Annotated in this window: 18 protein-coding genes and 1 other RNA gene; 11 read left to right on the top strand and 8 right to left on the bottom strand. The window is 63.8% G+C overall.

All coding sequences use genetic code 11. The features are described from left to right. Positions 1 to 42 precede the first annotated feature (42 nt). From AB5Y59_RS01190 to AB5Y59_RS01155, 8 genes are all read left to right on the top strand, one after another. Complete coding sequence (locus AB5Y59_RS01190) at positions 43 to 834, top strand: enoyl-CoA hydratase (RefSeq protein ID WP_010674596.1); 792 nt, start codon at positions 43 to 45, stop codon at positions 832 to 834. 78 nt (positions 835 to 912) lie between these two features. Continuing rightward, positions 913 to 2013, top strand: a complete 1101-nt coding sequence (locus tag AB5Y59_RS01185) for an enoyl-CoA hydratase/isomerase family protein (RefSeq protein WP_368211319.1) — start codon at positions 913 to 915, stop codon at positions 2011 to 2013. 27 nt (positions 2014 to 2040) lie between these two features. Then, positions 2041 to 2961 (top strand): 3-hydroxyisobutyrate dehydrogenase, encoded by a 921-nt coding sequence (gene mmsB, locus AB5Y59_RS01180; protein WP_368211317.1) that lies wholly within the window; start codon positions 2041 to 2043, stop codon positions 2959 to 2961. 71 nt (positions 2962 to 3032) lie between these two features. Further along, the gene (locus tag AB5Y59_RS01175) at positions 3033 to 3794 is read left to right on the top strand and encodes an SDR family oxidoreductase (protein ID WP_103243199.1); all 762 of its coding nucleotides are present in this window, start codon (positions 3033 to 3035) and stop codon (positions 3792 to 3794) included. A 366-nt stretch (positions 3795 to 4160) separates the two neighbouring features. Then, positions 4161 to 5597 carry an arginine-ornithine antiporter gene (arcD, locus tag AB5Y59_RS01170; RefSeq protein ID WP_368211315.1) on the top strand — a complete coding sequence of 479 codons (1437 nt, stop codon included), beginning with the start codon at positions 4161 to 4163 and terminating at the stop codon, positions 5595 to 5597. 91 nt (positions 5598 to 5688) lie between these two features. Next, a complete protein-coding gene (locus AB5Y59_RS01165) occupies positions 5689 to 6477 on the top strand; it encodes a sulfite exporter TauE/SafE family protein (protein ID WP_042014760.1) in 789 nt (262 codons plus the stop codon). Positions 6478 to 6579: 102 nt separating this feature from the next. Then, positions 6580 to 6676, top strand: an RNA gene (gene ffs, locus AB5Y59_RS01160) — signal recognition particle sRNA small type. Between the two features lie 637 nt (positions 6677 to 7313). Further along, on the top strand, positions 7314 to 8342 hold the full coding sequence (locus AB5Y59_RS01155; protein WP_368211313.1) for an MBL fold metallo-hydrolase: 1029 nt from the start codon (positions 7314 to 7316) through the stop codon (positions 8340 to 8342). A 182-nt stretch (positions 8343 to 8524) separates the two neighbouring features. Here the strand turns inward: AB5Y59_RS01155 and yjfF are convergent, their stop codons facing one another. From yjfF to AB5Y59_RS01130, 5 genes are all read right to left on the bottom strand, one after another. After that, complete coding sequence (gene yjfF, locus AB5Y59_RS01150) at positions 8525 to 9532, bottom strand: galactofuranose ABC transporter, permease protein YjfF (protein WP_010674604.1); 1008 nt, start codon at positions 9530 to 9532, stop codon at positions 8525 to 8527. After that, the gene (gene ytfT / locus AB5Y59_RS01145; protein WP_368211311.1) at positions 9525 to 10544 is read right to left on the bottom strand and encodes a galactofuranose ABC transporter, ATP-binding protein YtfT; all 1020 of its coding nucleotides are present in this window, start codon (positions 10542 to 10544) and stop codon (positions 9525 to 9527) included. The genes yjfF and ytfT overlap by 8 nt, the downstream gene beginning before the upstream one ends. A 1-nt stretch (position 10545) precedes the next feature. Further along, complete coding sequence (gene ytfR, locus AB5Y59_RS01140; protein ID WP_039039167.1) at positions 10546 to 12054, bottom strand: galactofuranose ABC transporter, ATP-binding protein YtfR; 1509 nt, start codon at positions 12052 to 12054, stop codon at positions 10546 to 10548. 85 nt (positions 12055 to 12139) lie between these two features. Then, positions 12140 to 13099 (bottom strand): galactofuranose ABC transporter, galactofuranose-binding protein YtfQ, encoded by a 960-nt coding sequence (gene ytfQ, locus AB5Y59_RS01135; RefSeq protein WP_010674607.1) that lies wholly within the window; start codon positions 13097 to 13099, stop codon positions 12140 to 12142. A 283-nt stretch (positions 13100 to 13382) separates the two neighbouring features. Beyond that, complete coding sequence (locus AB5Y59_RS01130; RefSeq protein ID WP_368211309.1) at positions 13383 to 14336, bottom strand: LysR family transcriptional regulator; 954 nt, start codon at positions 14334 to 14336, stop codon at positions 13383 to 13385. A gap of 129 nt (positions 14337 to 14465) precedes the next feature. Here AB5Y59_RS01130 and AB5Y59_RS01125 point away from each other — a divergent pair, with 129 nt between their 5' ends. Further along, positions 14466 to 15317 carry a type 1 glutamine amidotransferase domain-containing protein gene (locus AB5Y59_RS01125; RefSeq protein WP_128344641.1) on the top strand — a complete coding sequence of 284 codons (852 nt, stop codon included), beginning with the start codon at positions 14466 to 14468 and terminating at the stop codon, positions 15315 to 15317. 62 nt (positions 15318 to 15379) lie between these two features. Here the strand turns inward: AB5Y59_RS01125 and AB5Y59_RS01120 are convergent, their stop codons facing one another. Next, positions 15380 to 16258 (bottom strand): LysR family transcriptional regulator, encoded by an 879-nt coding sequence (locus AB5Y59_RS01120; RefSeq protein WP_048208684.1) that lies wholly within the window; start codon positions 16256 to 16258, stop codon positions 15380 to 15382. Positions 16259 to 16419: 161 nt separating this feature from the next. Here AB5Y59_RS01120 and fdhD point away from each other — a divergent pair, with 161 nt between their 5' ends. Both fdhD and AB5Y59_RS01110 read left to right on the top strand, forming a co-directional pair. Beyond that, on the top strand, positions 16420 to 17205 hold the full coding sequence (gene fdhD, locus AB5Y59_RS01115; RefSeq protein ID WP_029314473.1) for a formate dehydrogenase accessory sulfurtransferase FdhD: 786 nt from the start codon (positions 16420 to 16422) through the stop codon (positions 17203 to 17205). Then, a complete protein-coding gene (locus AB5Y59_RS01110) occupies positions 17189 to 19486 on the top strand; it encodes an FdhF/YdeP family oxidoreductase (protein ID WP_286700159.1) in 2298 nt (765 codons plus the stop codon). Before fdhD ends, AB5Y59_RS01110 begins: the two co-directional genes overlap by 17 nt. Positions 19487 to 19569: 83 nt before the next feature. Here AB5Y59_RS01110 and AB5Y59_RS01105 read toward each other — a convergent pair whose 3' ends face one another. Beyond that, a complete protein-coding gene (locus AB5Y59_RS01105) occupies positions 19570 to 21144 on the bottom strand; it encodes a sensor domain-containing diguanylate cyclase (protein ID WP_045524796.1) in 1575 nt (524 codons plus the stop codon). Positions 21145 to 21245: 101 nt separating this feature from the next. Next, positions 21246 to 22163, bottom strand: a complete 918-nt coding sequence (locus tag AB5Y59_RS01100; RefSeq protein WP_368211305.1) for a LysR family transcriptional regulator — start codon at positions 22161 to 22163, stop codon at positions 21246 to 21248. Positions 22164 to 22286: the final 123 nt, after the last annotated feature.

Below are 22286 nucleotides of genomic sequence, written 5' to 3'. Positions count from 1 at the left end.
ACCCTGTCATCATGGGGCAGTTTTTTTGACAAGGACAACGCAATGACAAGGATCAGGCTCGAATATCACGGCCACGTGGCCTACATCACCCTCGATCACCCACCCGCCAACACCTGGACGCTCGCCAGCCTGAAAGCCTTCTTGCAGATGATGGTGGAGCTGGATGGTCGCCCCGACGTGGTGGCCCTGGTGATCCGCGGTGCCGGAGAGAAATTCTTCTGCGCCGGCGCCGATCTCAAGATGTTCGCCGACGGCAGCCTGGCGCATGCCCGCGAGGTGGCCGAGGCCTTTGGCCACGCCTTCGAGGCGCTGGCCCGCTTTCACGGGGTCAGCATCGCCGCCATCAACGGTTATGCCATGGGAGGGGGGCTCGAAGTCGCGCTGGCCTGCGACATCCGCATCGCCGAGCAGCAGGCCAAGCTGGGGTTGCCGGAGGCCTCGGTGGGCTTGCTGCCCTGCGCCGGCGGCACCCAGCGCCTCACCGAGCTGGTGGGGCCGGGCTGGGCCAAGCGGATGATCCTCTGCGGCGAGAAGGTGAGCGCCACCCTGGCCTACGAGATGGGGCTGGTGGAGGAGGTGGTGACCGAGGGGCACGCCTGGGAGGCGGCGCAGCAGATGGCCCAGCTGGTGGAGCGCCAGAGCCCGAGCGCCCTGCGTGCCTGCAAACAGCTCATCAATCAGGGGCGAAGCACCCACAGGGACGCGGCGCTGCCACTCGAGCGCAGCCTCTTTCTCGCCCTGTTTGACGATGCCAACCAGCGCGAAGGGGTGGCGGCCTTCCTGGAGAAGCGGGCCCCGCGCTGGCGTTACGACCAATCCAAACCGAAAGAGTGAGGGAGTGAAGGATGAATGAGGTAATGATGGCGACCCGCCATGTCGCAGGGGCAGATACCCGGTCTGCGGGGGCTGCCCATGAGTGAGCCCGTGCGCATCGAGACCCGCCCCACGGCGGATGGCCGCCGCATCGGCATGCTGACCCTGGACAGCCCCGCCTCCCTCAACGCCCTGAGCCTTGAGATGATCCAGTTGTTGCAGGCTGCGTTGACCCGCTGGGAGCAGGATCCGGCCATCGTCTGCGTGCTGCTGCAAGGGGCCGGCGAGAAGGCGTTTTGCGCCGGTGGCGACATCCGCTCCTTCTACTACCGCAAACAGGAGGCGAGCGAGTCGGCACTGTTTGGCTATGCTCGCGACTTCTTCCTGCAGGAGTACCGGCTCGATCATCACATCCATCGCTATAGCAAGCCCCTCATCTGCGTGGCGGACGGCATCTGCATGGGGGGCGGCATCGGCCTCTTTGCCGGGGCCGGATTCCGGGTGGTGACCGAAAAGAGCCTGTTCGCCATGCCGGAGGTGACCATAGGCCTCTATCCGGATGTGGGGGCCAGCTGGTTTTTGAGCCGCATGCCGGGGCGGCTCGGGCTCTGGCTCGGCCTCACCGGGGCCCGCTTCAACGGGGCGGATGCCATCGGCCTGGGGCTCGCGGATCATGCCATGGGGAGCCGTGAGCGGATGGAGCTGCCAGCGCGCCTCGCCGCCCTCGACTGGTCCGCAGGCGACCCCGGCGAGCAGATCGAGGCGCTGCTCACCGATTTGCAGGAGGCCCCTGGTCAGGTATTGCCGCCTCCCGTACTGCTGCCCCACCAGGAACGCATCGATGCGCTGTTGGCCGGCCGCTCCCTGCAAAGGGTGCTGGCACGCCTCGAGGACGCCGAGCTGGACGAACCGGGGCTGGCTCAGGGGCGGGAGACCTGCCTTCGCGGGTGCCCCATCAGCCGCGCCATTCTCTGGCGCCAGTTCTGGCAGGCACGGCGCCAGTCGCTGGCCGAGGTGTTTGCCGACGAGCTAGCCCTCTCGGTCAACTGCGTACTCAAAGGGGATTTTGTGGAAGGGGTGCGGGCCCTGCTCATCGACAAGGACAAGTCCCCTCGCTGGCAGGCCCCGCAGGCGGGCGAGGCCTGGCTGGATGCCTTCTATCGCTGGCCCGAGGGGGACAACCCCTTGCGCCCCCGCTGACGCGGGATCACACACAAGGAGCACACCATGACAAGGATTGGGTTTATCGGGCTTGGCAACATGGGGGGCCCCATGGCCGCCAACCTGGCCAGGGCGGGGCACAGGGTGCAGGTGTTTGATCTGGTGCCCGAGAGCCTGACCCGCGCCATCGAGGCCGGCTGCATTGCCGCCGGGAATGCCCGGGAAGCGGTGAGCGGCTGCGAGCTGGTCATCAGCATGCTGCCGGCGGGTGAGCACGTGCGCAGCCTCTGGCTGGGGGAGAGTGCCGGTGAGCGGGGCGGCCAGGATCTGCTGGCGGCCCTGTCGCCCGGCGCCCTGGTCATCGACTGCTCCACCATAGACGTGGCTTCGGCCCGTCAGGTGGGGGCGGCGGCGAAGGCGCGCGGCATCCGTTTTCTCGATGCACCCGTCTCGGGAGGGGTGGCCGGTGCGGCGGCGGGCACCCTCACCTTCATCGTCGGCGGCGAACAAGCGGATTTTGAAGCGGCCAGACCCGTGCTCGCCTGCATGGGGCAGAACCTGTTTCACGCCGGGGCCCTCGGCGCTGGCCAGATCGCCAAGATGTGCAACAACATGCTGCTCGCCATCCACATGGCGGGCACCGCCGAGGCGCTGGCGCTCGGGGTCAAGGAGGGGCTGGATCCCGCCGTGCTCTCCACCATCATGGGCAAGAGTTCGGGCAACAACTGGAGCCTGGAGCGCTACAACCCTTGGCCCGGGGTGATGGAGAACGTGCCGGCGTCGCGTGGCTATCAGGGGGGCTTCATGACCCGGCTGATGGTCAAAGATTTGGGGCTCGCCATGGCGTTGGCGGAACATGCCCACAGCGCCGTGCCCATGGGGGCCCTGGCCCGCAACCTCTTCAACCTGCACGCGAGCCTGGGCCAGGAGAACAAGGATTTCTCCAGTATCCTCGAGCTCTATCGGGACAAAACTGCGCCGGGTTAAGGGCCGCTATCTACCTTTTTACCCGAGAGTCTTTGACTCGACAGTCACCGGCCATCTCACCAGGAGCATTTATGGATATCACACGGAAAGTCATTGCGATCACGGGGGCGGGCAGGGGGCTCGGGCGCGCCATCGCCCTGAGTCTGGCGGAGCAAGGTGCCGTGCTTGCACTCATCGACGTCAACCGCACCGATCTGGAGGTGACCGAGGCGGAGGTGCGCAGCCGTGACGGCCGCTGCGCTCTGTTCGTCTGCAACGTGGCAAGCGAGCCGGAGGTCGAGGCGACCTTCGCCGCCATCAAGGATCAGTTGGGGGCCCTGCACGGCCTCGTCAACTGTGCCGGCATCCTGCGCGACGGCATGCTGATCAAGGTGAAGGAGGGGGCACTGACGGAGAAGATGAGCCTGGCCCAGTGGCAGAGCGTCATCGACGTCAACCTCACCGGCACTTTCCTGTGCGGGCGCGAGGGGGCGGCGCTGATGGCCACCGGCGGGGAGGGGGGCGTCATCATCAACATCTCCTCCATCGCCCGGGCCGGCAACATGGGCCAGAGCAACTATGCCGCCAGCAAGGCGGGGGTGGCCTCTCTGGTGGTCACCTGGGGGAAGGAACTGGCCCGTCACGGCATCCGGGTGATGGGCATCGCCCCCGGCGTCTTTGCCACCGACATGACGGCGGCGATGAAACCCGAAGCCATGGCCCGCATGCAGCAGGCCATCCCGGTGGGCACCCTGGGGCAGGCGGCGCAGCTGGCCCAGACGGTGCAGTTCATCCTTGCCAACGACTATCTGTCGGGGCGGATGATCGAGCTGGACGGCGGCTTGAGGCTCTAGTCCCCCCCTGCATATACCCTCTCTGACGCCCCTCCTGCAGGGGCGTTTTTACAGGGGAAAGGCCCCAGAGCAAGGGTGCATAGCCATGCAGGTCCGCTTTTTGAAAAGCGGGGCGACATCATGAAAAGTCGTGAAATATCAACGGGTCTTTCTTAATTTGAACCAGCTCACAGGCACCCCGGGTCAGTGCTGTAAAATTGCGCGCGGTCAAGGCGGCTCATGATTGACGGCAAGAGGGATTGCGGCCGGAATAGTCATGCAATATAGTTGCCGCCTTTTTCACGGGGTACGGATTTTTAGCCCCTCCCATGTCGCGCGCTGTATGAATACGGATGCTCAGCCGCCGCCTAATAAAACAGGTTTGAGATGGACAAGAAACTGGGGCTGGGTGCCCTCATTTCGCTGGTGATCGGCTCCATGGTCGGTGCCGGGGTTTTCAGTCTGCCGCAAAACATCGCAGCGCACGCCAGTGCCGGGGCCGTCGCCCTGGGATGGGCCATCACGGGGATCGGCATGATCTGCCTCGCCCTGGTCTACCAGAATCTCTCCATGCGTCGACCGGATCTCGATGGCGGCATCTTCAGCTACGCCAAGGCGGGGTTCGGGGATTTCGTCGGCTTCAACGCCGCCTGGGGTTACTGGCTGTGCCAGCTGCTGGCCAACGTCTCCTACGCCATCGTGGTGTTCAGTGCGCTGAGCTATTTCTTCGACACGTCGGACAATGTCATCTTCGGTGACGGCAACACCCCGGTCGCCATCACGCTCGCCTCCCTGCTCATCTGGTCGGTGCATGCCCTGGTGCTGCGCGGCATCCAGGTGGCGGCGCTGGTGAACATCGTCACCACCATCGCCAAGATGGTGCCCCTCATCGTCTTCTGTGTAGCCATCCTGCTCGCTTTCAACATGGAGACCTTCACCCTGGATCTCTGGGGGCAGGGGAGTCCCGAGCTCGGCTCCGTGATGGATCAGGTCAAGTCCACCATGAAGGTGACCCTCTGGGTCTTCATCGGCATCGAGGGGGCCGTGGTGGTCTCCGCCCGTGCCCGCCATCGCAAGGACGTGGGCCGCGCCACCGTCCTGGCGCTGCTCGGCGCCCTGGCGCTCTACGTCATGGTGACCCTGTTCTCCCTGGGGGTCATGAACCAGCCGCAACTGGCGGCCCTCAAGAACCCCTCCACCGCCATGATCCTGGAAGCCGTGGTCGGCCCCTGGGGCGCCTGGCTCATCAACATCGGCCTGGTGATCTCGGTGATGGGGGCCCTGCTGAGCTGGACCGTGCTGGCGGCGGAAGTGCCCTACATAGCCGGCAAGACCGGGGTCTTCCCGGCCTGGTTCGCCAAGGAGAACAAGAACGGCTCCCCCAAGGTGTCGCTCTGGTGCTCCACCTGCCTGGTGCAGATCTTCCTCATCATCATCTACTTCCAGAACAGCACCTATCTGGCGCTGGTGAACATCGCCACCTCGGCTGCCCTGGTGCCCTATGTCTTCTCCGGTGCTTACGGCCTCAAGCTGGCGTTGAAAGGGGAGACCTACGCGGGCCAGCCCCATCAGCGCAAGCGCGACCTGCTGCTGGCCCTGGTGGCCACCGTCTATGGCTGCTGGCTGGTCTATGCCGCCGGAGTGGAGTACCTCTTGCTGGTGGCGCTGCTCTACAGCCCGGGGATCTTCATCTACTGGAAGGCGCGCCAGCACCACGGCCTGCGCAGCCTCAACCGGCTGGAGCAGGGGATGACGGCAGCCCTGCTCGGTTGCGCCGTGCTGGCGTTCTACAAGGTGATGGACGGTACCATTCCCCTGCATTAATCGGCACAATAAAGAGATGGCAAGATGCCATCTCTTTTTTATGGATAATGGCGGTCAAGTTGACCGCTGTTTCGTTATTGAAGGAATGTTTATGCTGTTTGTGGGCTATCTGGTGTTGGGCGCCTTCGCGGGCATGCTGGCCGGGCTGTTCGGTATCGGCGGCGGCCTCATCATCGTCCCCGTGCTGGTCCTGAGTTTTCACGCACAGGGCGTGGCGCCGGAGATCATCACCCATCTGGCCCTCGGCACCTCGCTGCCCACCATGATCTTCACCGGTTTCAGCTCCCTGCGTGCGCACCAGGAGGCAGGAGCGGTGGACTGGGGGATGATTCGGCGCCTGGGCGCCGGCATGCTGGTCGGTGCCTGGCTCGGCGGCATGACCGCCAACCTGCTGAGCGCCAGCACCCTCAACATCATCATCGGCTGCTTCGCCTGGACCATGGCCCTGCAGATGGGGCTCAATCTGAGGCCAAAAGCGGAGCGACACATGCCGGGCCCCCTTGGTACCGGGATCGCGGGCACCGTCATCGGCTGGATGTCGGCCTTGTTCGGCATCGGTGGCGGCTCGCTGACCGTGCCTTACCTCACCTGGAATTCGGTGCCCATGCGCAACGCCGTGGCCGCCTCCGCCGCCTGCAGCATGCCCATCGCCCTGGCAGGCAGCCTCAGCTACCTCTATGCCGGTTGGGGAGACGCCGATCTGCCCGAGTGGAGCGTCGGATTCATCTATCTGCCGGCCCTGCTTGGCATCGTGCTCACCAGCACCCAGTTTGCCCGTCTGGGCGCCAGACTGGCACACCGAATGTCACCCCGGCGGCTCAAGCAGGCCTTTGCCCTGCTCATGTTGCTGGTGGGTGCCAAATTCATGCTCTTTAGCTGAACCCTTGGCCAGATTGTTGAAAAATAAGGCGAACAGCTCGCGATGCGGCAGAAAGCCGTTGCATTGAGGGGCCAGTTTGCCTATTCTCCTCGCCGGTGGTCCTATTGGTCCTCTCGCATTGATAACCCGTCGACCTGGTCAGGACCGGAAGGTAGCAGCCAAGGCGGGGGACTCGAGTGCCGGGATGTGGCTGGTAGGGCCACCACCTGTTTCTGCTATTCAACAAGTTACTGCTAATACCCCCTTCAGACCTCTTGGTAATCCACTTCATGTGGATGAATCAGGAGTCTTCAAAGTGCATTTTCAGCTCTCTTCACATGCTATTTGCTCTACCGCAAGGTGAGCCTGTGCCCTATGGGCGTTCATCAGGCTTCAGACCGCGCCTGGCTCAAACTTCCTCTTGATCTTCAGCACTGTTCCCTTGAGATCATGCTTTCCCTCAGTCACCTCCCGTGGCCTCTATGGCCCAGCCATCTTCTGACTTTCAGCACTGCAAGCTCTTGCAGTACGCCATCTGACGCCTCCTTTTGTTGGCGCTGGCAGAGCAGGTGAGGCCATGTGCGTGACGCGACACCATGCCGGGGCCACGCGGCAACGCGACCCCCTCTGGTGGCGGGAGCTCGGAGAGGCTATCTTGCCGTTGCTGGAGACGCCGGGCACCGGTTTCATGCGGTGCAGCTCTTCCACTCTGTTTTACGGAAGGTGCGGCCCCGTGCAGGGGTTGCTCCCGACTCACCAGATACCAGGTTGGCAGGCGTGTCAGATTGCAGAACCCGTCAGCCTCTTTTCGCGCCCCTGAGGGGCGCCGTTTTCTGTGGTTGCTCAAAGGAGCCCTGATGATTGGCATGATCGCATCTCTACTCAAACCGGGCCTGCCCGAACACCCGGATTCCTCGCAATATCAGGGGGGCCGGTTCAACAATGCCGTGACACCCCAGGCGCGAAGCCTCTGGGAAGGGGCCAGGCTCTGGTGGGACTTCCTGTTCGCCAAGCCTGAGGGCACGGTGCCGGATCGCGCCATTCCGGTACAGGTCATGACCCGGGAGGGGCTCATTGCGGCGCCGGACAACAGCGTGTGGCGCCTCGGCCACTCCACTCTGCTGCTCAAGTTGCAGGGCACGTTCTGGCTGACGGATCCCGTGTTCAGCGAGCGGGCCTCGCCGGTGCGGTGGTTCGGCCCCAAGCGCTGGCATCAGCCGCCCATCACCCTGGAAGCGTTGCCTCCCATCGAGGGGGTGATCCTCTCCCATGATCACTACGACCATCTCGATCACGGGGCCATACTGGCGCTGCAGGAGAAGGTCGGCCACTTCATCACGCCCCTCGGGGTGGGGGCGCGCCTCATGGCCTGGGGGATTGCGAAGGAGAAGATCCGCGAACTGGACTGGTGGCAGCAGACCCGGGTGGGCGGTGTCACCCTGGTAGCGACCCCGGCCCAGCATTTCTCCGGCCGTGGCCTCGGGGACGGCAACCAGACCCTCTGGGCCTCCTGGGTCATTCGCGGCGAGGGGGTCAACCTCTTCTTCAGCGGTGACAGCGGCTACTTCGACGGTTTCAAGGAGATTGGCAGGCGCTACGGTCCGTTCGACGTGACCTTCCTCGAGACCGGGGCCTACGACAAGCGCTGGGAGCTGGTGCACATGCTCCCGGCGCAGACGGCGCAGGCGTTTCACGATCTCGGGGGGAAATGGCTCTATCCGGTGCACAACGGCACCTTCGATCTGGCCATGCACCGCTGGAACGACCCGCTTGAGCAGATTGCCCGACTGGCTGCCGAGCAACAGATCCCCCTGACCACGCCTGTCATGGGGGAGCCTCTGGAGGTGCTGAGCCCCCATGAGGGCAGCGCCTGGTGGCGCGATTGACCTGAGTGCCCTCCAAAGACGGTGTCACCCCTCAAAGGGGCGTGCGGGAGGTTGGGGCCGGGCCCTGTGAGCGCCCCCGCTGCCTCCCCATCCTCTGCGCCGGACCCGCGACGGCCAGGCGGGGAGGGCGCACGGGAGCGCCTTGCCGCGTTATCTTCTGCCACCAGAGTCTTGCTGATACCTCACTCGGGCTGGGCGGCAACCTGGCGCTTGAAGGGACCTGGCTTGTTGGCCTTGCGGTGCTCCGAAACCAGGATCAGCAGGCGCTGCAGGGCGATGAAGCTGAACAGCAGCAGGCCGATGATGATCTTGGTCCACCAGGAGCTGAGGGTACCGTCGAAGTTGATGTAGGTCTGGATCAACCCCTGGATCAGCACCCCGAACAGGGAGCCGAAGACGGTGCCCACCCCGCCGCTCAGCAGGGTGCCGCCGATGACAACGGCGGCGATGGCATCGAGCTCCACCCCGACGGCGGCGAGCGGATAGCCCGCCGAGGTATAGAGCGCGAACACGATGCCTGCCAGGGTCGCCAGGGTGGTGGAGAGCAGGTAGATGCGAATGGTGGTGTGGCGCACCGAGATCCCCATCAGGGCTGCCGAGGTAGCGTTGCCGCCGATGGCGTAAACGTTGTTGCCAAAGCGGGTGCGGTTGGCGAGCAGGATGCCGAAGACCACCACCGCCAGCATAATGAGAGCCAGCAGGCTCAGGCGACCGCCCCCCGGTATCTTCCACGACAGGCTCGACAGGTAGGTGAAGGTGGGGTGATCGATGGGCAGGGACTGCTCGGAGATGAGAAAACTGGCCCCTCGCAGGAAGAACATGCCCGCCAGGGTGATGATGAAGGCGGGGATCTTCAGGGTGTCGATGAGCCAGCCCATGAGGGCGCCAAAGCCTGCCCCGAGCACCAGCACCAGAGGGATGGCCAGCACGGGGCTGACGCCCAGCTTCCCGATGAGGGTTGCCAGCAGCACGCCGGTGAAGGCGATGACGGCCCCCACCGACAGATCGATGCCCCCCGAGAGGATGACGAAGGTCATGCCCACCGCCACAATTCCCAGAAACGCGTTGTCCGTCAGGATGTTGCAGATGATGCGGGTGGACATGAAGGCTGGGAAGGAGGCCAGGCAGAGCAGATAGCCCAGCACGAAGACCATGATGGTCACCATCAGGGGGAGGTTGCGTTTAAACATGGCGAGTCCCTCGCTGGAAGAGGTGGTTGAGGGCCGGTGACTGCATGACCAGCACCGCCAGCACCACCAGGGCCTTGACGATCTGGTTCCACTGGGGCTGGTAGCCGGAGAGCAGGATCCCGGTGTTCACCCCCTGGATGATCAGTATGCCGATCAGGGAGAGGGCGAGGTTGAAGCGCCCCCCCATCAGGGAGGTGCCTCCTATCACCACCGCCAGAATGGCGTCCATCTCGAGCCAGAGCCCGGCGTTGTTGGCATCGGCACCCCGGATGTCGGCGGCGATTATCATGCCGGCGACGGCGGCCATCATGCCGCTCAGCAGGTAGGTGGCGATCACCACCATGGGGGTGTTGAGCCCGGCGTTCTTGGCGGCCTTGATGTTGATCCCCACCGCTTCGATGAAGAGGCCGAGGGCGGTGCGCTTGGTCAGTAGCCAGAGCAGCAGCGCCATGCCCAGGGTGATGATGACCGGGGTGGGCAGATAGAAGAGGGAGCCGCTGCCGATCCAGGCGAGTGCGTCGTTGTTGAAGGTGATGATCTGCCCCTCGGTGATGAGCTGGGCGATGCCCCGGCCCGCCACCATGAGGATCAGGGTGGCGACGATGGGCTGGATCTTGAACACCGCCACCAGCAGGCCGTTCCACAGGCCGCACAGAAGGCCCACCCCGATGACGGCGGCGAAGATGACCGGCAGGCTGTGACCGCCGGTGGCCAGGCTGGCCATGGTGGCCCCGCTGATGGCCATGACGGCTCCCACCGACAGGTCGATGCCGCCGGTGGCGATCACCAGCGTCATGCCGAGAGAGAGCAGGGCCACCGGGGCACAGCGGTTGAGGATGTCGATGAGGCTGCCAAACAGCCGCCCATCCTGGATGTGGATGGCGAAGAAGTTGTCGGCGACCAGGGCATTGATGAGCAGCACGCACACCAGGGCGGCGCACTGGGCCGAGCCCGTGGGCCACTCCCTGCGGGCGCGCGACCCCTTGGCGAGGGGGAGGATGGATGACGTCATATCAGGCCTCACATGCAATGGCGTTCATGATGGCAGGGACGCTCAGGGCGTCCGTCGCAAGCTCTGCCACCTGTTTTCTGTCACGAAGGACGATCACCCGATCGGCATAGCCCACCAGCTCCTCGAGCTCGGAGGAGATGACCAGCAGGGCCAGCCCGTTGGCGCAGAGGGATTCGATGAGGCGGATGATCTCGGCGTGGGCCCCCACGTCGATGCCCCGGGTGGGCTCGTCCAGGATCAGGAACTGGGGTTTGGTGAGCAGCCAGCGGGCGAGCAGCACCTTTTGCTGGTTGCCCCCGGAGAGAAACTGGATGGGCTGCTCCGGTCCCGGGGTCTTGATGGCCAACTGCTCGATGAGGCGGGCGGTGATCTCGTCCTGTTCCTTGCGAGACAGGGGATGCAACCAGCCCCGCTGGGCTTGCAGGGCCAGCACCATGTTCTCCCGCACCGAGGCCGAGGCGATGATGCCGGCGCTCTTGCGATCCTCCGGGCAGAAACCAAAGCCGTTGGCGGCCGCCTGGCGTGCAGAGCGGATGGTCACCGGCTTGTCCCGCACCCGGCACTCGCCGCTGTCGCTCGGCACTATGCCGAACATCAGCTCGGCGGTCTCGGTACGACCGGACCCGAGCAGGCCGGCGAGACCCACTATCTCCCCGGGCATGACGTCGAGACTGAAGGGGGCGATGACTCCCCGCTTGCCATAGTCCCTGAACGACACCATGGGCTGGTTGCTGCGCAGTGTCTTGCCCGCCCGCTTGAGGGCATTGTCGTCCAGCTCGCGCCCCAGCATCATCTTGACCAGCTCCAGTTGTGGCAGTGCCTGGGTGTCGCGGGTGCCGACCAGCTCGCCGTTGCGCAGCACTGTGATGCGATCGCTGATGGCGTAGACCTGATCGAGAAAATGGGTGATGAAGATGAGGCTCACCCCCTGATCCCGCAGGCGCGTCATGAGGGAGAAGAGCATCTGGACTTCGCTGGCATCCAGGCTCGCGGTGGGCTCGTCCAGGATCAGGATCCTGGCGGAGAGGGACACCGCCCGGGCGATGGCCACGATCTGCTGCATGGCGACCGAGTAGTGGTCGAGGGGCAGGGTGACATCCATCTCGAAGCCGTGGCTGGCCATGATGGCGCTGGCCTGCCGGGTCATGGCGCCCCGGTCGATGAAGCCGAAACGGCGGGGCTCATGGCCGATGAAGAGGTTGTCCGCCACCGACATGTTCGGCAGCAGGTTGACCTCCTGATAGACGGTGCCTATCCCCAGACGCTGGGCATGGGCGGTGTCCGTCGGGGAGATGGGGACGCCATCGAGTTCGATACGGCCGGCGTCTCGCTGATAGACACCGGTGAGGGTCTTGATCAAAGTGGACTTGCCGGCCCCGTTCTCGCCGAGCAGCGCCATGATCTCTCCCCGGCGCAGGGAGAAGTCCACCTGATGCAGGGCTCGTACTCCGGGAAACGCCTTGCATATTCCGCGGGCATTCAATACGACATCGTGAGTGTTCTCTGACATGAACATTGGCTCTCCGATATAGCGCGCCATACAAGTTCAATCACTTATATGGCGCGCTATGTGACAGTCTGGCGGGGGAGCGGGATTAATAACCCATGTCTTTTTTCAGCTCGAGCTGCGCCTCGGCACTCCCGGGCTCAAACAGTTTGGACTCCGTCTTGATATGTTTGGGGGGCAGGGTGCCATCTTTCTTATAGGCCAGCAGGGCATCGAAGGCAGGTCCCGCCATATTCGGCGTGAGCTCCACCGAGGCATTGGCTTCGCCTGCGATCATCGCCTTGAAAATATCCGGCACGCCATCGATGGAGATGATCTTGATATCCTTGCCCGGTTTCAGCCCGGCCTCTTTAATGGCCTGGATGGCGCCGATGGCCATGTCATCGTTATGGGCGTAGACGGCGCAAATATTCTTGCCGCTATTTTCCGCCTTGATGAAGCTCTCCATCACCTCCTTGCCTTTGCTGCGGGTGAAGTCGCCGGACTGGGTGCGGATGATCTTGATGGTGGGCACGGCCGAGACGGTGTCGAGGAAGCCCTTCTTGCGATCCAGCGCCACGCTGGCACCCACCGTGCCCTGCAATTCAACCACGTTGCACGGTTTGCCATCCTGCTGCTTGATGAGCCACTGGGCTGCCACTTCCCCTTCGTGGACGCTGTCGGCGGCGACCCCGGTCATGAAGAGACCGTCATCTTTTACCGTGATATTGCGATCCAGCAGGAAGACCGGGATCTCGGCCTCTTTCGCCTCCTGCAATACCGGCTCCCAGCCAGTCTGTACCACGGGGGCAATAAAGATGGCATCCACCCCCTGGGCAATAAAGGAGCGAATGGCCTTGATCTGGTTCTCCTGTTTCTGCTGGGCATCGGCAATTTTCAGGATGATGCCGCGTTTTTGGGCCTCGCTCTTGGCGACCGATGTTTCTGCAGCTCGCCACCCGGATTCAGAACCAATTTGAGAAAAGCCCACGGTCATCTCTGCAGAATATGCAGTGGCCGAGAGAATAAGGGTGCTGATAATGCTCGCCAGTTTCACTTTTTTATACATATGACACTCCTTTGTGATGCATGGTGAAATAAACCGGAACACGTCAGGTTTTTATTGTACGGGTCAAGGTTATAGGCTCTTGAATTAAACGGCGGGAGGTGGCTCACAGAAAATTTTCAGCAGCACGATGCTTCATACAAACAGCAGAAGAGTTCATATATCGAGCCCTGCCTGCATTGATTTTTATGCATATTTATTTAATTAGGCAACCATTGTGTCCAGAGTGCCACCTGCTTTTTGCCCCCGGTATCGGGGGCGCAGGCACGCAGATGAGGGGCCCTCGTCAACGAAGAGGGGGATATTCCCCTGGCACAGGCGACCCTTCGGGGTGCACCGCTGCCAGCAGATAATCCACGAAGGCCCGGACCCGGGCCGAGAGGTGACGGTGCTGTGGATAGAGGGCGTAGAAGGGGCGGGATCGCCCCGCAAAGGGGGTCATCACCTCGATCAGCTTGCCTTGCAACAGCGCCTCGGCTGCCACGAAATGGTAGATCTGGAACAGACCGCCCCCAGCCACCGCCCAGCCCAGACCCGCCAGCACATCGTCCAGCACCCGCTGTCTGCTCTGAACATGAAGGTCGACAGGGTCCCCCTGCTCGTTCACGAACTGCCAGGGGAAGGGGCGACCCGTGCTCGGGGTGATGAACTGGATCAGCTCGTGTTGCGACAGCATCTCCAGGGAGGTTGGCGCGGGGCGGCGGGCGGCATAATCGGGGGCGCAGAAGACCCCGAGGCTGGCATCCTCCAGCTTGCGGGCGATGATCCGCCCATCGCGCGGCTCTCCCAGCCGGATGGCCAGATCGTAACCATCATCCACGAAGTCGATGTTCCTGTTGGAGACATTGAGCTCCAGTTCGACCTCGGGATAGGCCGCCATGAAGCCCGGCAGCAGGGGCACCAGACGGTGGTGGGCATAGACGGTGCCCACGCTGATGCGCAGCACTCCTTTGGGGTGGCGCTGGCGACCGGTGATGGCCCGCTCGGCCTCGGCGATCTGCTCGAGCGCCTGCTGGCACTGCTCCCGATAGAGCTCCCCGTCATGGGTGAGGCGCACGCTGCGGGTGGTGCGATGGAAGAGTTTGACGCCGAGCCTGGCCTCGAGACGCTGGATGGAGCGGCTCACCGAGGCGGGCGTTACCCCCAGTACCTGAGCCGTGGCGGTAAAGCTGCCAAGTTCGGCTGCCTTGCAAAAGAGCTCTATGGTGCCGAGCTGGACGGGGTCGAAGGCACGTGACATATGTTCATCCATGTAAATAATCAAGTTCAATGGTGTGAGTTTATTCGTCCATGGGTAATCAGTAAATTGCTCATCGAGGGCGGCCCGGTGGCCGCCCGATCGATCACTGCCATCAAAAGGAAGATCACGATGAAGAACACCCTCAAGGCCGTGCTGGCCTCACTGCTGCTGGCGACCTCCGCTGCGGCCAGCGCCGCCCCGAAAGGCGAGATCCTGGTGCTGCTCTCGAGCGAGACCGAACTGCCGCTGCAAGGGGGCAAGAGCCTGACCACCGGCTTCTACCAAAATGAACTGGGGGTGCCTGCCGCCGCCCTGCTGGAGGCCGGTTATACCCTGACCCCGGTGACCCCGAGAGGGAACCGGCCCGTTGTCGACACGCACTCCGTCGATCCCCAGTACTTTGGTGGCAACCCGCAGGAGATGGTACGCATCGGCGCCGTCGTGGAGGGGCTGCTTGGCGCCGGCAAGGTGCTCTCCCTGAGGGAGGTGCTGGCATCCGGTCCCGAGCGCTATGCCGGCCTCTTCATTCCCGGCGGTCACGCGCCCCTCATCGATCTTGCCAAGGATCCCGAGGTGGGGACCCTGCTTCGCCACTTCCATGACAACCACAAACCCACGGCCGCCATCTGCCACGGCCCCATCGCGCTGCTGGCGGCGCAGGCGGATCCGGCCGGGTTCGAGCAGTCGGTCATTGCAGGCAAGGCAGACGGCGCCAGAGAGTGGATCTACGACGGTTACAGGATGACCATCTTCTCCGACAAGGAAGAGGCGGTGTTTGAAGGCTCCCTTGGGGGTGACAAGCTGCGCTACTACCCGGCGAAGGCCATGGCCCAGGCCGGCGGCAGCATGCAGTTCGTGGCACCCTGGCAGCCTGGCGTTGTGATCGATCGCGAGCTCATCACAGGCCAGAATCCCTTCTCCGACCACGCTCTGGCGAGCGCCTTCATCGCGGCGCTGGACAAACAGCAAGGAGCAGGCTGACGCGAGGAGAGGCGCAAGCTCCCCCCTTGATCAGTGCAGGCAGCCCCTATGGGCTGCCTTTTTCATGCCCCAGCCTTGGCGAGAAACGCCTTCATGGCGGGGGTGACACTGTGTTTTCGGGTGATGAAGGCGATGGTGCCTGCGCTTGCATCGCTCAAGGGATGGCAGGGCAGTTTGAAGAGCTGCTGGGCGGTGGCGGCGATGCCGGCGCTGACCACGGCGCAGCCCAGGCCGTGGCTCACCCCGTTGACCAGGTGGAACAGGGAGTCGGTCTCCAGCACCACCCGCAGGCTGATCTGCTGGCGGGCGGCGGCCTCGTCCAGGTAGCGGCGAAACTGCATGGTGGTGCTTGGCAGGATCAGGGGGAGATCTTGCAGGTCCGCCAGGGTCAGCGGCCCGGTCGGGGCGCAGTGGGCAGGCAGGGGGCCCAGCAGGGCCATGGGGTTGGGGTGGCGAAGCTGGACGTCGAGGGCCCGGCGCTGATGCTCGGTGAGCAACTCGTCAAAGCCGAGCCCGATGTCGATGCGATGCAGATCCAGCTGCTCCATCAGGGTGGCATGGGTCATCACGCAGAGGTGTAGGCCCACCTTGGGGTAGGCGTCGTTGAACCCCTTGAGCAGCGGCATGATGTCGATGCTCGACTGGGGCACGACGCCGATGCGCAGCGCGCCCGACAGCCCGCCCCGAAAGAGGCTCAGCTCCTGGCGCATGGCATCCTGTTCCTGAAGCATCCGCTCGGCGTGGTGCAGCACCACTTCCCCCGCCTGGGTCAGGGCCACGAACTGGCTGTTGCGCACCACCAGTTCGGTGCCAAGTGACTTCTCCAGAGCGGTGATGCTGGCCGACAGGGTCGGCTGGGTGATGAAGCAAGCCTTGGCCGCCTTGGCGAAGTGACGGTGCTGGGCCAGCTCGTAGAAATAGTGCAACTGCTTGATATTCATCGTGGTAATGGCAGCAGACAAAGGCAATGAGCGACAAATTTAATCAATCGACATCCTTATAGCAATAGAAGTTATCTATTGGTGGATAGATTTGTTTCATTGGTTTTGGCGCGGCGGCTTATCTAAACTTGAGGCCCGAATACAGCTTATAAGCGTCTCGCATGATCCCTTTCAATTCACGGTTGCCCAGTCTGGATGAGCTGGTGGAGGAGGTGGCCGTGTCCGTCAACATCAACGGCATCAACCATGCCGTCATGATGGCCACCCCGGACGATCTCGACGATTTCGCCATCGGTTTTCTGTTTGGCGAGGGGATCATCGGGGGCAACCACGATGTACACGATATCCAGAGCACCCCGTCCGAGCACGGCATCGTGCTCGATGTCACCATTGCCAACCGCTGTCTGGCAATGCTTGGCCAGCGCAAGCGCCGCCTGGCCGGTGCCAGCGGCTGTGGCATCTGCGGCGTGGAGGCCATCGAACATGCGTTGCCCGTGCTCACCCCGCTGACCCCGGGTGCCCCCTTCGACACCGCCTCTTTGCAGGATCTGCGGGAGCGCATCGTCCCCTGGCAGAGCAAGGCCCGCCAGAGCGGCGCCCTTCATGCCGCCCTGGCGCTGGATGATCGCGGCGAGATCCTGGCCTGCCGGGAGGACATAGGGCGGCACAACGCCCTGGACAAGCTCATCGGCATGCAGCTGCGCCAGCCGGTACAGGCCGCCACCCTGGTCATCACCAGCCGCTGCGGCAGCGAACTCATTCACAAGGCGGTGCAATTTGGCGCCGCCCACCTCATCAGCCTTGCTTCCCCCAGCCAGCTCGCGGTGCGACTGGCCCTGAAGTACAACCTGACCCTGATCCATGTGCCCCGATCCGATGCCCCGGTCTGCTATGCCAGCCCCCGTGCCCAGGATCACGTTGGAGATTCCCATGTCCAGTCATATTGAGAAACCGGCCAAGGCCGGCGGCTTTTCCTCCCTGCAGTCCACCTTCAAGCAGGTGCTGCGCAGCCAGAAGACCCGCCAGAACATCAAGAACCTGCTGCGGGTCAACCAGACCGACGGCTTTGACTGTCCCGGCTGCGCCTGGGGTGACAACAAGCAGGGGGCCTTCCAGTTTTGCGAGAATGGCGCTAAGGCGGTGGCCTGGGAATCCACCGGCAAGACGGTGGGGGCCGATTTCTTCGCCGAGCATTCGGTGCGTCGCCTCGCCACCCAGAGCGACTACTGGCTCGAATACCAGGGGCGACTGACCGAGCCCCTGCGCTACAACCCGGCCACCGATCACTACGAGCCGGTTAGCTGGGATCAGGCGTTTGCCCTCATCGCCGACAAACTCAAGAGCCTGGCCAGCCCCGACGAGGTGGAGTTCTACACCTCGGGACGCGCCAGCAACGAAGCCTCCTACCTCTATCAGCTGTTTGGCCGCCTCTATGGCACCAACAACTTCCCCGACTGCTCCAACATGTGCCACGAGGCGAGCGGGGTGGGGCTCATCCAGTCCGTCGGGGTGGGCAAGGGCACCGTGGTGCTCGATGATTTCGACGCCGCCAAAGCCATCTTCGTCTTTGGCCAGAACCCGGGCACCAACCACCCGCGCATGATGAACGCCCTGCGCAAGGCGGCGCGCCAGGGGTGCCAGATCGTCACCTTCAACAACCTCAAAGAGGTGGCCCTCGAGCGCTTCGCGAGCCCCCAGAGCCCGGCGGAGCTACTGACCCCGGCGGCCACCACCATCAGCCACCAGTACCTCACGCCAAAGCTGGGCGGTGACATGGCGGCCATTCGCGGCATGGCGAAATACATCCTGGAAGAGGAGGGTGGGCGTATCGATCTCGCCTTTATCGAGCAGCATACGACGCAGTTTGATCAGTATGTGGCCCAGGTGAAGGCCACGGAGTGGACGCAGATCGAGGCGCAATCCGGCCTCGGTCGGGAGGCGATCACCCGGGCGGCGCAGATCTTCGCAAGCCGCGAGAGCGTGATCAGCTGCTGGGCCATGGGGATCACCCAGCACAAGCATTCGGTCGACACCATTCGCGAAATCGTCAACCTGCACCTGATGTGCGGCCAGATTGGCAAGCCGGGGGCCGGACTCTGTCCGGTGCGCGGTCACAGCAACGTGCAGGGCAACCGCACCATGGGGATCAACGAGAAACCCAATGCCGCCTTCCTCGATCGCCTGGAGCGCCGCTTCCCGGTGGGCTTCAAGCGCACGCCGGGGCACAACGTCTACGAGGCCCTCAAAGCCCTTCATGGCGGCAAGAGCAAGGTGCTCATCTGCCTTGGGGGCAACCTGGCAGCCGCCGCGCCGGATACCGAGTTCACCTATGAAGCGATGCGAAGGAGCGAGCTCAACGTGCAGATCAGCACCAAGCTCAACCGCAGCCACCTCATGGTGTCAAAAGATGCCCTGATCCTGCCCTGCCTGGGCCGTACCGAGCTCGATCAGCAGCGCACCGGGGTGCAGAAGATCACCGTGGAGGACACCTTCAGCATGGTGCACGCCTCCACCGGGATGAACGAGCCGGTCTCGCCGCTCTGTCTCTCCGAGATAGACATCGTGGCCCGCATGGCCGAGGCAACGCTTGGCAGTGATCGGGTGGACTGGCTGGCGCTGCGGGATGACTACGGGCGGCTGCGGGATCTCATCGAGGAGACCATCGCGGGCTTTGGCGACTTCAACCGCCGCATCGAGGAGCCCTGCGGCTTCCATCTGGAGAACAGCGCCGCCCTGCTGCGCTGGAACACCGCGAGCGGGCGCGCCGAATTCAGGGCGAGCCGTTTGCCGGACTCCATCCTGCCCGAGTGCACCAGCCACGCAGAGCAGATGGTGGACCAGCCCGTGCTGCTGCTTCAGAGCCTGCGCTCCCACGATCAGTACAACACCACCATCTATGGCATGGATGACCGCTATCGCGGCATCAAGGGGCGACGCAACGTGGTCTTCATGAACGAGGAGGATGCCAGGAGGCTGGGGCTCGCCGAGGAGCAGCGGGTGGACATGAGTGCGGTGTGCAACGACGGGCGCGAGCGGGTGGTGCGGGGCTTTAGCGTCATCTTCTACGAGATCCCGAAAGGCAACATCGCCGCCTACTACCCGGAGACCAACCCTCTGGTGGCCATCGAGAGCATAGGGGAGGGCTCTTTCACCCCCACCTCCAAATCGGTGCCCGTACTGGTGACCCCGAGCGCCGCCTCGGTCGAGAGCCTGGCTGTCACGCTCTGATCTCCTGACATGGATACCGTCCGACCCCTGCCATGGCAGGGGTTTTTTTATGGCCGAACGGTGTCCGGCAAAGCCTGGGCCGATCAGCCCAGGGCCACCACCACGCAGTTTCGGCCCTGGCTCTTGGCATCATAGAGCGCCTTGTCCGCCTCCTTGAGCACGGCGGCGATGCTGGTGGCATCCGCTCCCCAGTGGGCGACGCCGAGGGAGATGGTGATGTGGCCAGCTACCTCCATGTCGTGGCTCGCCACCCGGGTACGCAGGCGCTCGGCGATCTTCTGCGCCTGTGCAAGGGAGACCCCGGGCAGCAGCAGCAGGAACTCTTCGCCGCCGCTTCGACACAAGGCGGCATCGGAACGCAGATCCTGTTGCATCAGGGTGGCGAGGGAGACGATGACGGCATCCCCCACGTCGTGACCGAAGCGGTCGTTGATGGCCTTGAAGTGATCGATGTCCAGGGCAATCACCGTCAGGGGCTGACGCTCGACCTCGTACTCGTCCAGCATCTGCTGCATGGCCCGGCGGTTGAACAGGCCCGTCATGGGGTCGGTGTGGCTGTCGGTGTGCAGTTTGTCGATCTTGGTGTTGAGCAGCCCCAGCCCCTTGAGGATGGCCTGCTTCAACTGGGCTGCTTCGAAATACCAGGCGCGGATCCCCGAGATGCTGGTGGCGGCCCCCTGCTGATCCATGAGTCCGGCCCGGTTGGCCAGTTGCCGCAAGGGCCTGGCGATGATGGTGGCCGAGAGCCAGATGACGAAGAGAATGAAGAGGGTGACCGGGATCATCCCCTTGAGGATCTCCAGCATCTGTTCATCCAGACCGGCCAGGGTGGCGCTGCGGGGGCGCTGGGCCACCACCCCCCAGCCTGCGTCCGCCACCGGGGCAAAGCCTGCCAGCATCTCGCTGCCCCGGGAGTTGAGTACGCTTTGCGCGCCATCCTGCCCCTTGAGCACCGCATCCACCACCCGGTTCTTGCCAATCCTCTGGCCGATGCGCTCCGGGTTCGGGTGATAGATGAGGGTGCGCTGGCGGTCCACCACATAAAGATAAGAACCATCCTGGTAGTAGTGCTGCCCCAGCAGGCTGGAGAGCACGCTGGCGGACTCCAGATAGATGGTGCCGGCAACATAGCCGAGGTAGCGCTTGTCTGCCGAGAAGATGGGGTGGGAGAGGCTGATGAGGTAGTTGCCAGTGAGGGAGACCAGAGGATCCGCGATGAGGGGCTGCTGGCTTGCCAGGGTCCGGCTCGCATTGGCCGAGGTGAGCTTGACCCCTTTCACATGCAATGCCTCGGGAGAGACGGCGACGATGACGGAGTCGGTGTTCACGATGGCCACCGAGTTGAAGGTGTTGGTCTGCTGGCGCAACTGGCCTGCCACCTCCTCGAGTCCATGGAGGTCGTTGCCCTGCAGCAAGGGGGCGAGCCGGGCCGCGCCATAGGCCAGCTGTCCCTGGGCCGAGCGCAGCATGGTCTCGGTGGAGGCGGCGAGCTTGGTGGCATAGACCCGGTTTGCCTCCAGGGTGCTGTCGATGAGCAGTTGTCTTTGTGCCTGATAGATGGCGTAAAAGCTGTTGCCAAAGGTAGCCAGCACGCCGATGACGGCCAGCGCAAGGATGAGGCGATGCAGATCAAACCTCAGCAGCCAGTGAGAGTGCATGAACGAAACGGATCCTTGTCGTGGCGTCGGGGCAGTGCGGCAATTTTAAGGGGGGTGACCGCCCAATGCCATCGTTAATATGATTCTCGAATGGTTCCCTTTCATGGGGTGTCCCGGGCGGCAGCCCCGTCCCCTGTCGTCATGAGGCCGGTGAGGGCGGGATCCGCCAGCTCTGCCACCGTCTGCCAAAAGGGGGCGACGAGGGGATTGTCGTTGCCCGGCGGGCGAATGAGCCCGATGATCCAGCTCGCGTCGGCCTCCCCGAGGGGCAGGGTCAGCACATCGGGATGCTCAATGGTGGTGGAGGAGGGGACCAGGGTCCAGGCGATGCCGGCCGCCGCGGTGGCGATGCCGGCGGCGAAGTCGTTGACGTACTGGATGTCCTGGAAGCGCAGCCCGCTCTGGGCCAGATAGTGCACGAACTGATCGTGAAACGAGGGGGCCTTGTCCCGGCGCAGGATGGCGAGCGGCTTCTCCTGCAGATCGGCGAGCCCCGCCACCCCCTGATAGCCTGCGGGCAGCACGGCGACGAAATGGGCGCGCACCACGGGCAGCACCGGCCAGCCCTTGGGGGCGGGCAGGCGGCAGAAGCCGAGATCCAGGCGGCCCTCCGCCAGCGCCAGCAACTGGTGATGGGTGGAGAGATCGTTGAGCTCGATGGCGACCCCGGGGCGGCCGGCCCGAAAGCGGGCGATGGCGGCGGGCACCAGCAGCTTGGTGGCGACCCCGAAGCCGATGCGCAGGGTACCCGCGTGGCCCGCCAGCACGTCGCGGGCGCTGCGGGCGAGCTGCTCGCTCTGGGCCACCAGGGTGCAGGCGTCGGCGTAGAGGGCGCGCCCGAGCACCGTCAGCCGGGTGCTGCCGGCGTTGCGCTCGAACAGCTCGCCGCCAAGGTCCGTCTCCAGCCGGCGGATCTGCTTGCTCAGGGCCGACTGGGTGACGTGCTGGCGCGCCGCCGCCTGACCAAAGTGCAATACCTCCCCCAGGGTGACGAAGGCTTTCAGATCTCTCAACTCCATGGTGCCTCGCTTGATTCCAGATGGGAATGATAGGTGGCCATATTTGTCATTGGACGGAATTCTAGAAGTGTTGGATGCTGGTGCCAACTCATTTCGGACCCCTGTACGGGGTCGACGTATCAC

Origin of the sequence: Aeromonas sp. s10 (assembly GCF_040907975.1) — a bacterium.
GTDB classification, from domain to species: Bacteria; Pseudomonadota; Gammaproteobacteria; order Enterobacterales; family Aeromonadaceae; genus Aeromonas; species Aeromonas caviae.
Note: the sequence above shows the minus strand (reverse complement) of the source record. Positions and strands in the feature narration are given on the sequence as shown.

Bases quoted from the DNA above. Each gene is read 5' to 3' on its own strand.
- yjfF (WP_010674604.1), bottom strand. From the start codon at position 9,532: ATGTTTAAACGCAACCTCCCCCTGATGGTGACCATCATGGTCTTCGTG.
- AB5Y59_RS01100 (WP_368211305.1), bottom strand. From the start codon at position 22,163: ATGGAGTTGAGAGATCTGAAAGCCTTCGTCACCCTGGGGGAGGTATTG.
- fdhD (WP_029314473.1), top strand. From the start codon at position 16,420: ATGATCCCTTTCAATTCACGGTTGCCCAGTCTGGATGAGCTGGTGGAG.
- AB5Y59_RS01120 (WP_048208684.1), bottom strand. From the start codon at position 16,258: ATGAATATCAAGCAGTTGCACTATTTCTACGAGCTGGCCCAGCACCGT.
- AB5Y59_RS01165 (WP_042014760.1), top strand. From the start codon at position 5,689: ATGCTGTTTGTGGGCTATCTGGTGTTGGGCGCCTTCGCGGGCATGCTG.
- AB5Y59_RS01110 (WP_286700159.1), top strand. From the start codon at position 17,189: ATGTCCAGTCATATTGAGAAACCGGCCAAGGCCGGCGGCTTTTCCTCC.
- AB5Y59_RS01125 (WP_128344641.1), top strand. From the start codon at position 14,466: ATGAAGAACACCCTCAAGGCCGTGCTGGCCTCACTGCTGCTGGCGACC.
- mmsB (WP_368211317.1), top strand. From the start codon at position 2,041: ATGACAAGGATTGGGTTTATCGGGCTTGGCAACATGGGGGGCCCCATG.
- arcD (WP_368211315.1), top strand. From the start codon at position 4,161: ATGGACAAGAAACTGGGGCTGGGTGCCCTCATTTCGCTGGTGATCGGC.
- ytfT (WP_368211311.1), bottom strand. From the start codon at position 10,544: ATGACGTCATCCATCCTCCCCCTCGCCAAGGGGTCGCGCGCCCGCAGG.
- AB5Y59_RS01130 (WP_368211309.1), bottom strand. From the start codon at position 14,336: ATGTCACGTGCCTTCGACCCCGTCCAGCTCGGCACCATAGAGCTCTTT.
- AB5Y59_RS01185 (WP_368211319.1), top strand. From the start codon at position 913: ATGAGTGAGCCCGTGCGCATCGAGACCCGCCCCACGGCGGATGGCCGC.
- AB5Y59_RS01190 (WP_010674596.1), top strand. From the start codon at position 43: ATGACAAGGATCAGGCTCGAATATCACGGCCACGTGGCCTACATCACC.
- AB5Y59_RS01155 (WP_368211313.1), top strand. From the start codon at position 7,314: ATGATTGGCATGATCGCATCTCTACTCAAACCGGGCCTGCCCGAACAC.
- AB5Y59_RS01105 (WP_045524796.1), bottom strand. From the start codon at position 21,144: ATGCACTCTCACTGGCTGCTGAGGTTTGATCTGCATCGCCTCATCCTT.
- ytfQ (WP_010674607.1), bottom strand. From the start codon at position 13,099: ATGTATAAAAAAGTGAAACTGGCGAGCATTATCAGCACCCTTATTCTC.
- AB5Y59_RS01175 (WP_103243199.1), top strand. From the start codon at position 3,033: ATGGATATCACACGGAAAGTCATTGCGATCACGGGGGCGGGCAGGGGG.
- ytfR (WP_039039167.1), bottom strand. From the start codon at position 12,054: ATGTCAGAGAACACTCACGATGTCGTATTGAATGCCCGCGGAATATGC.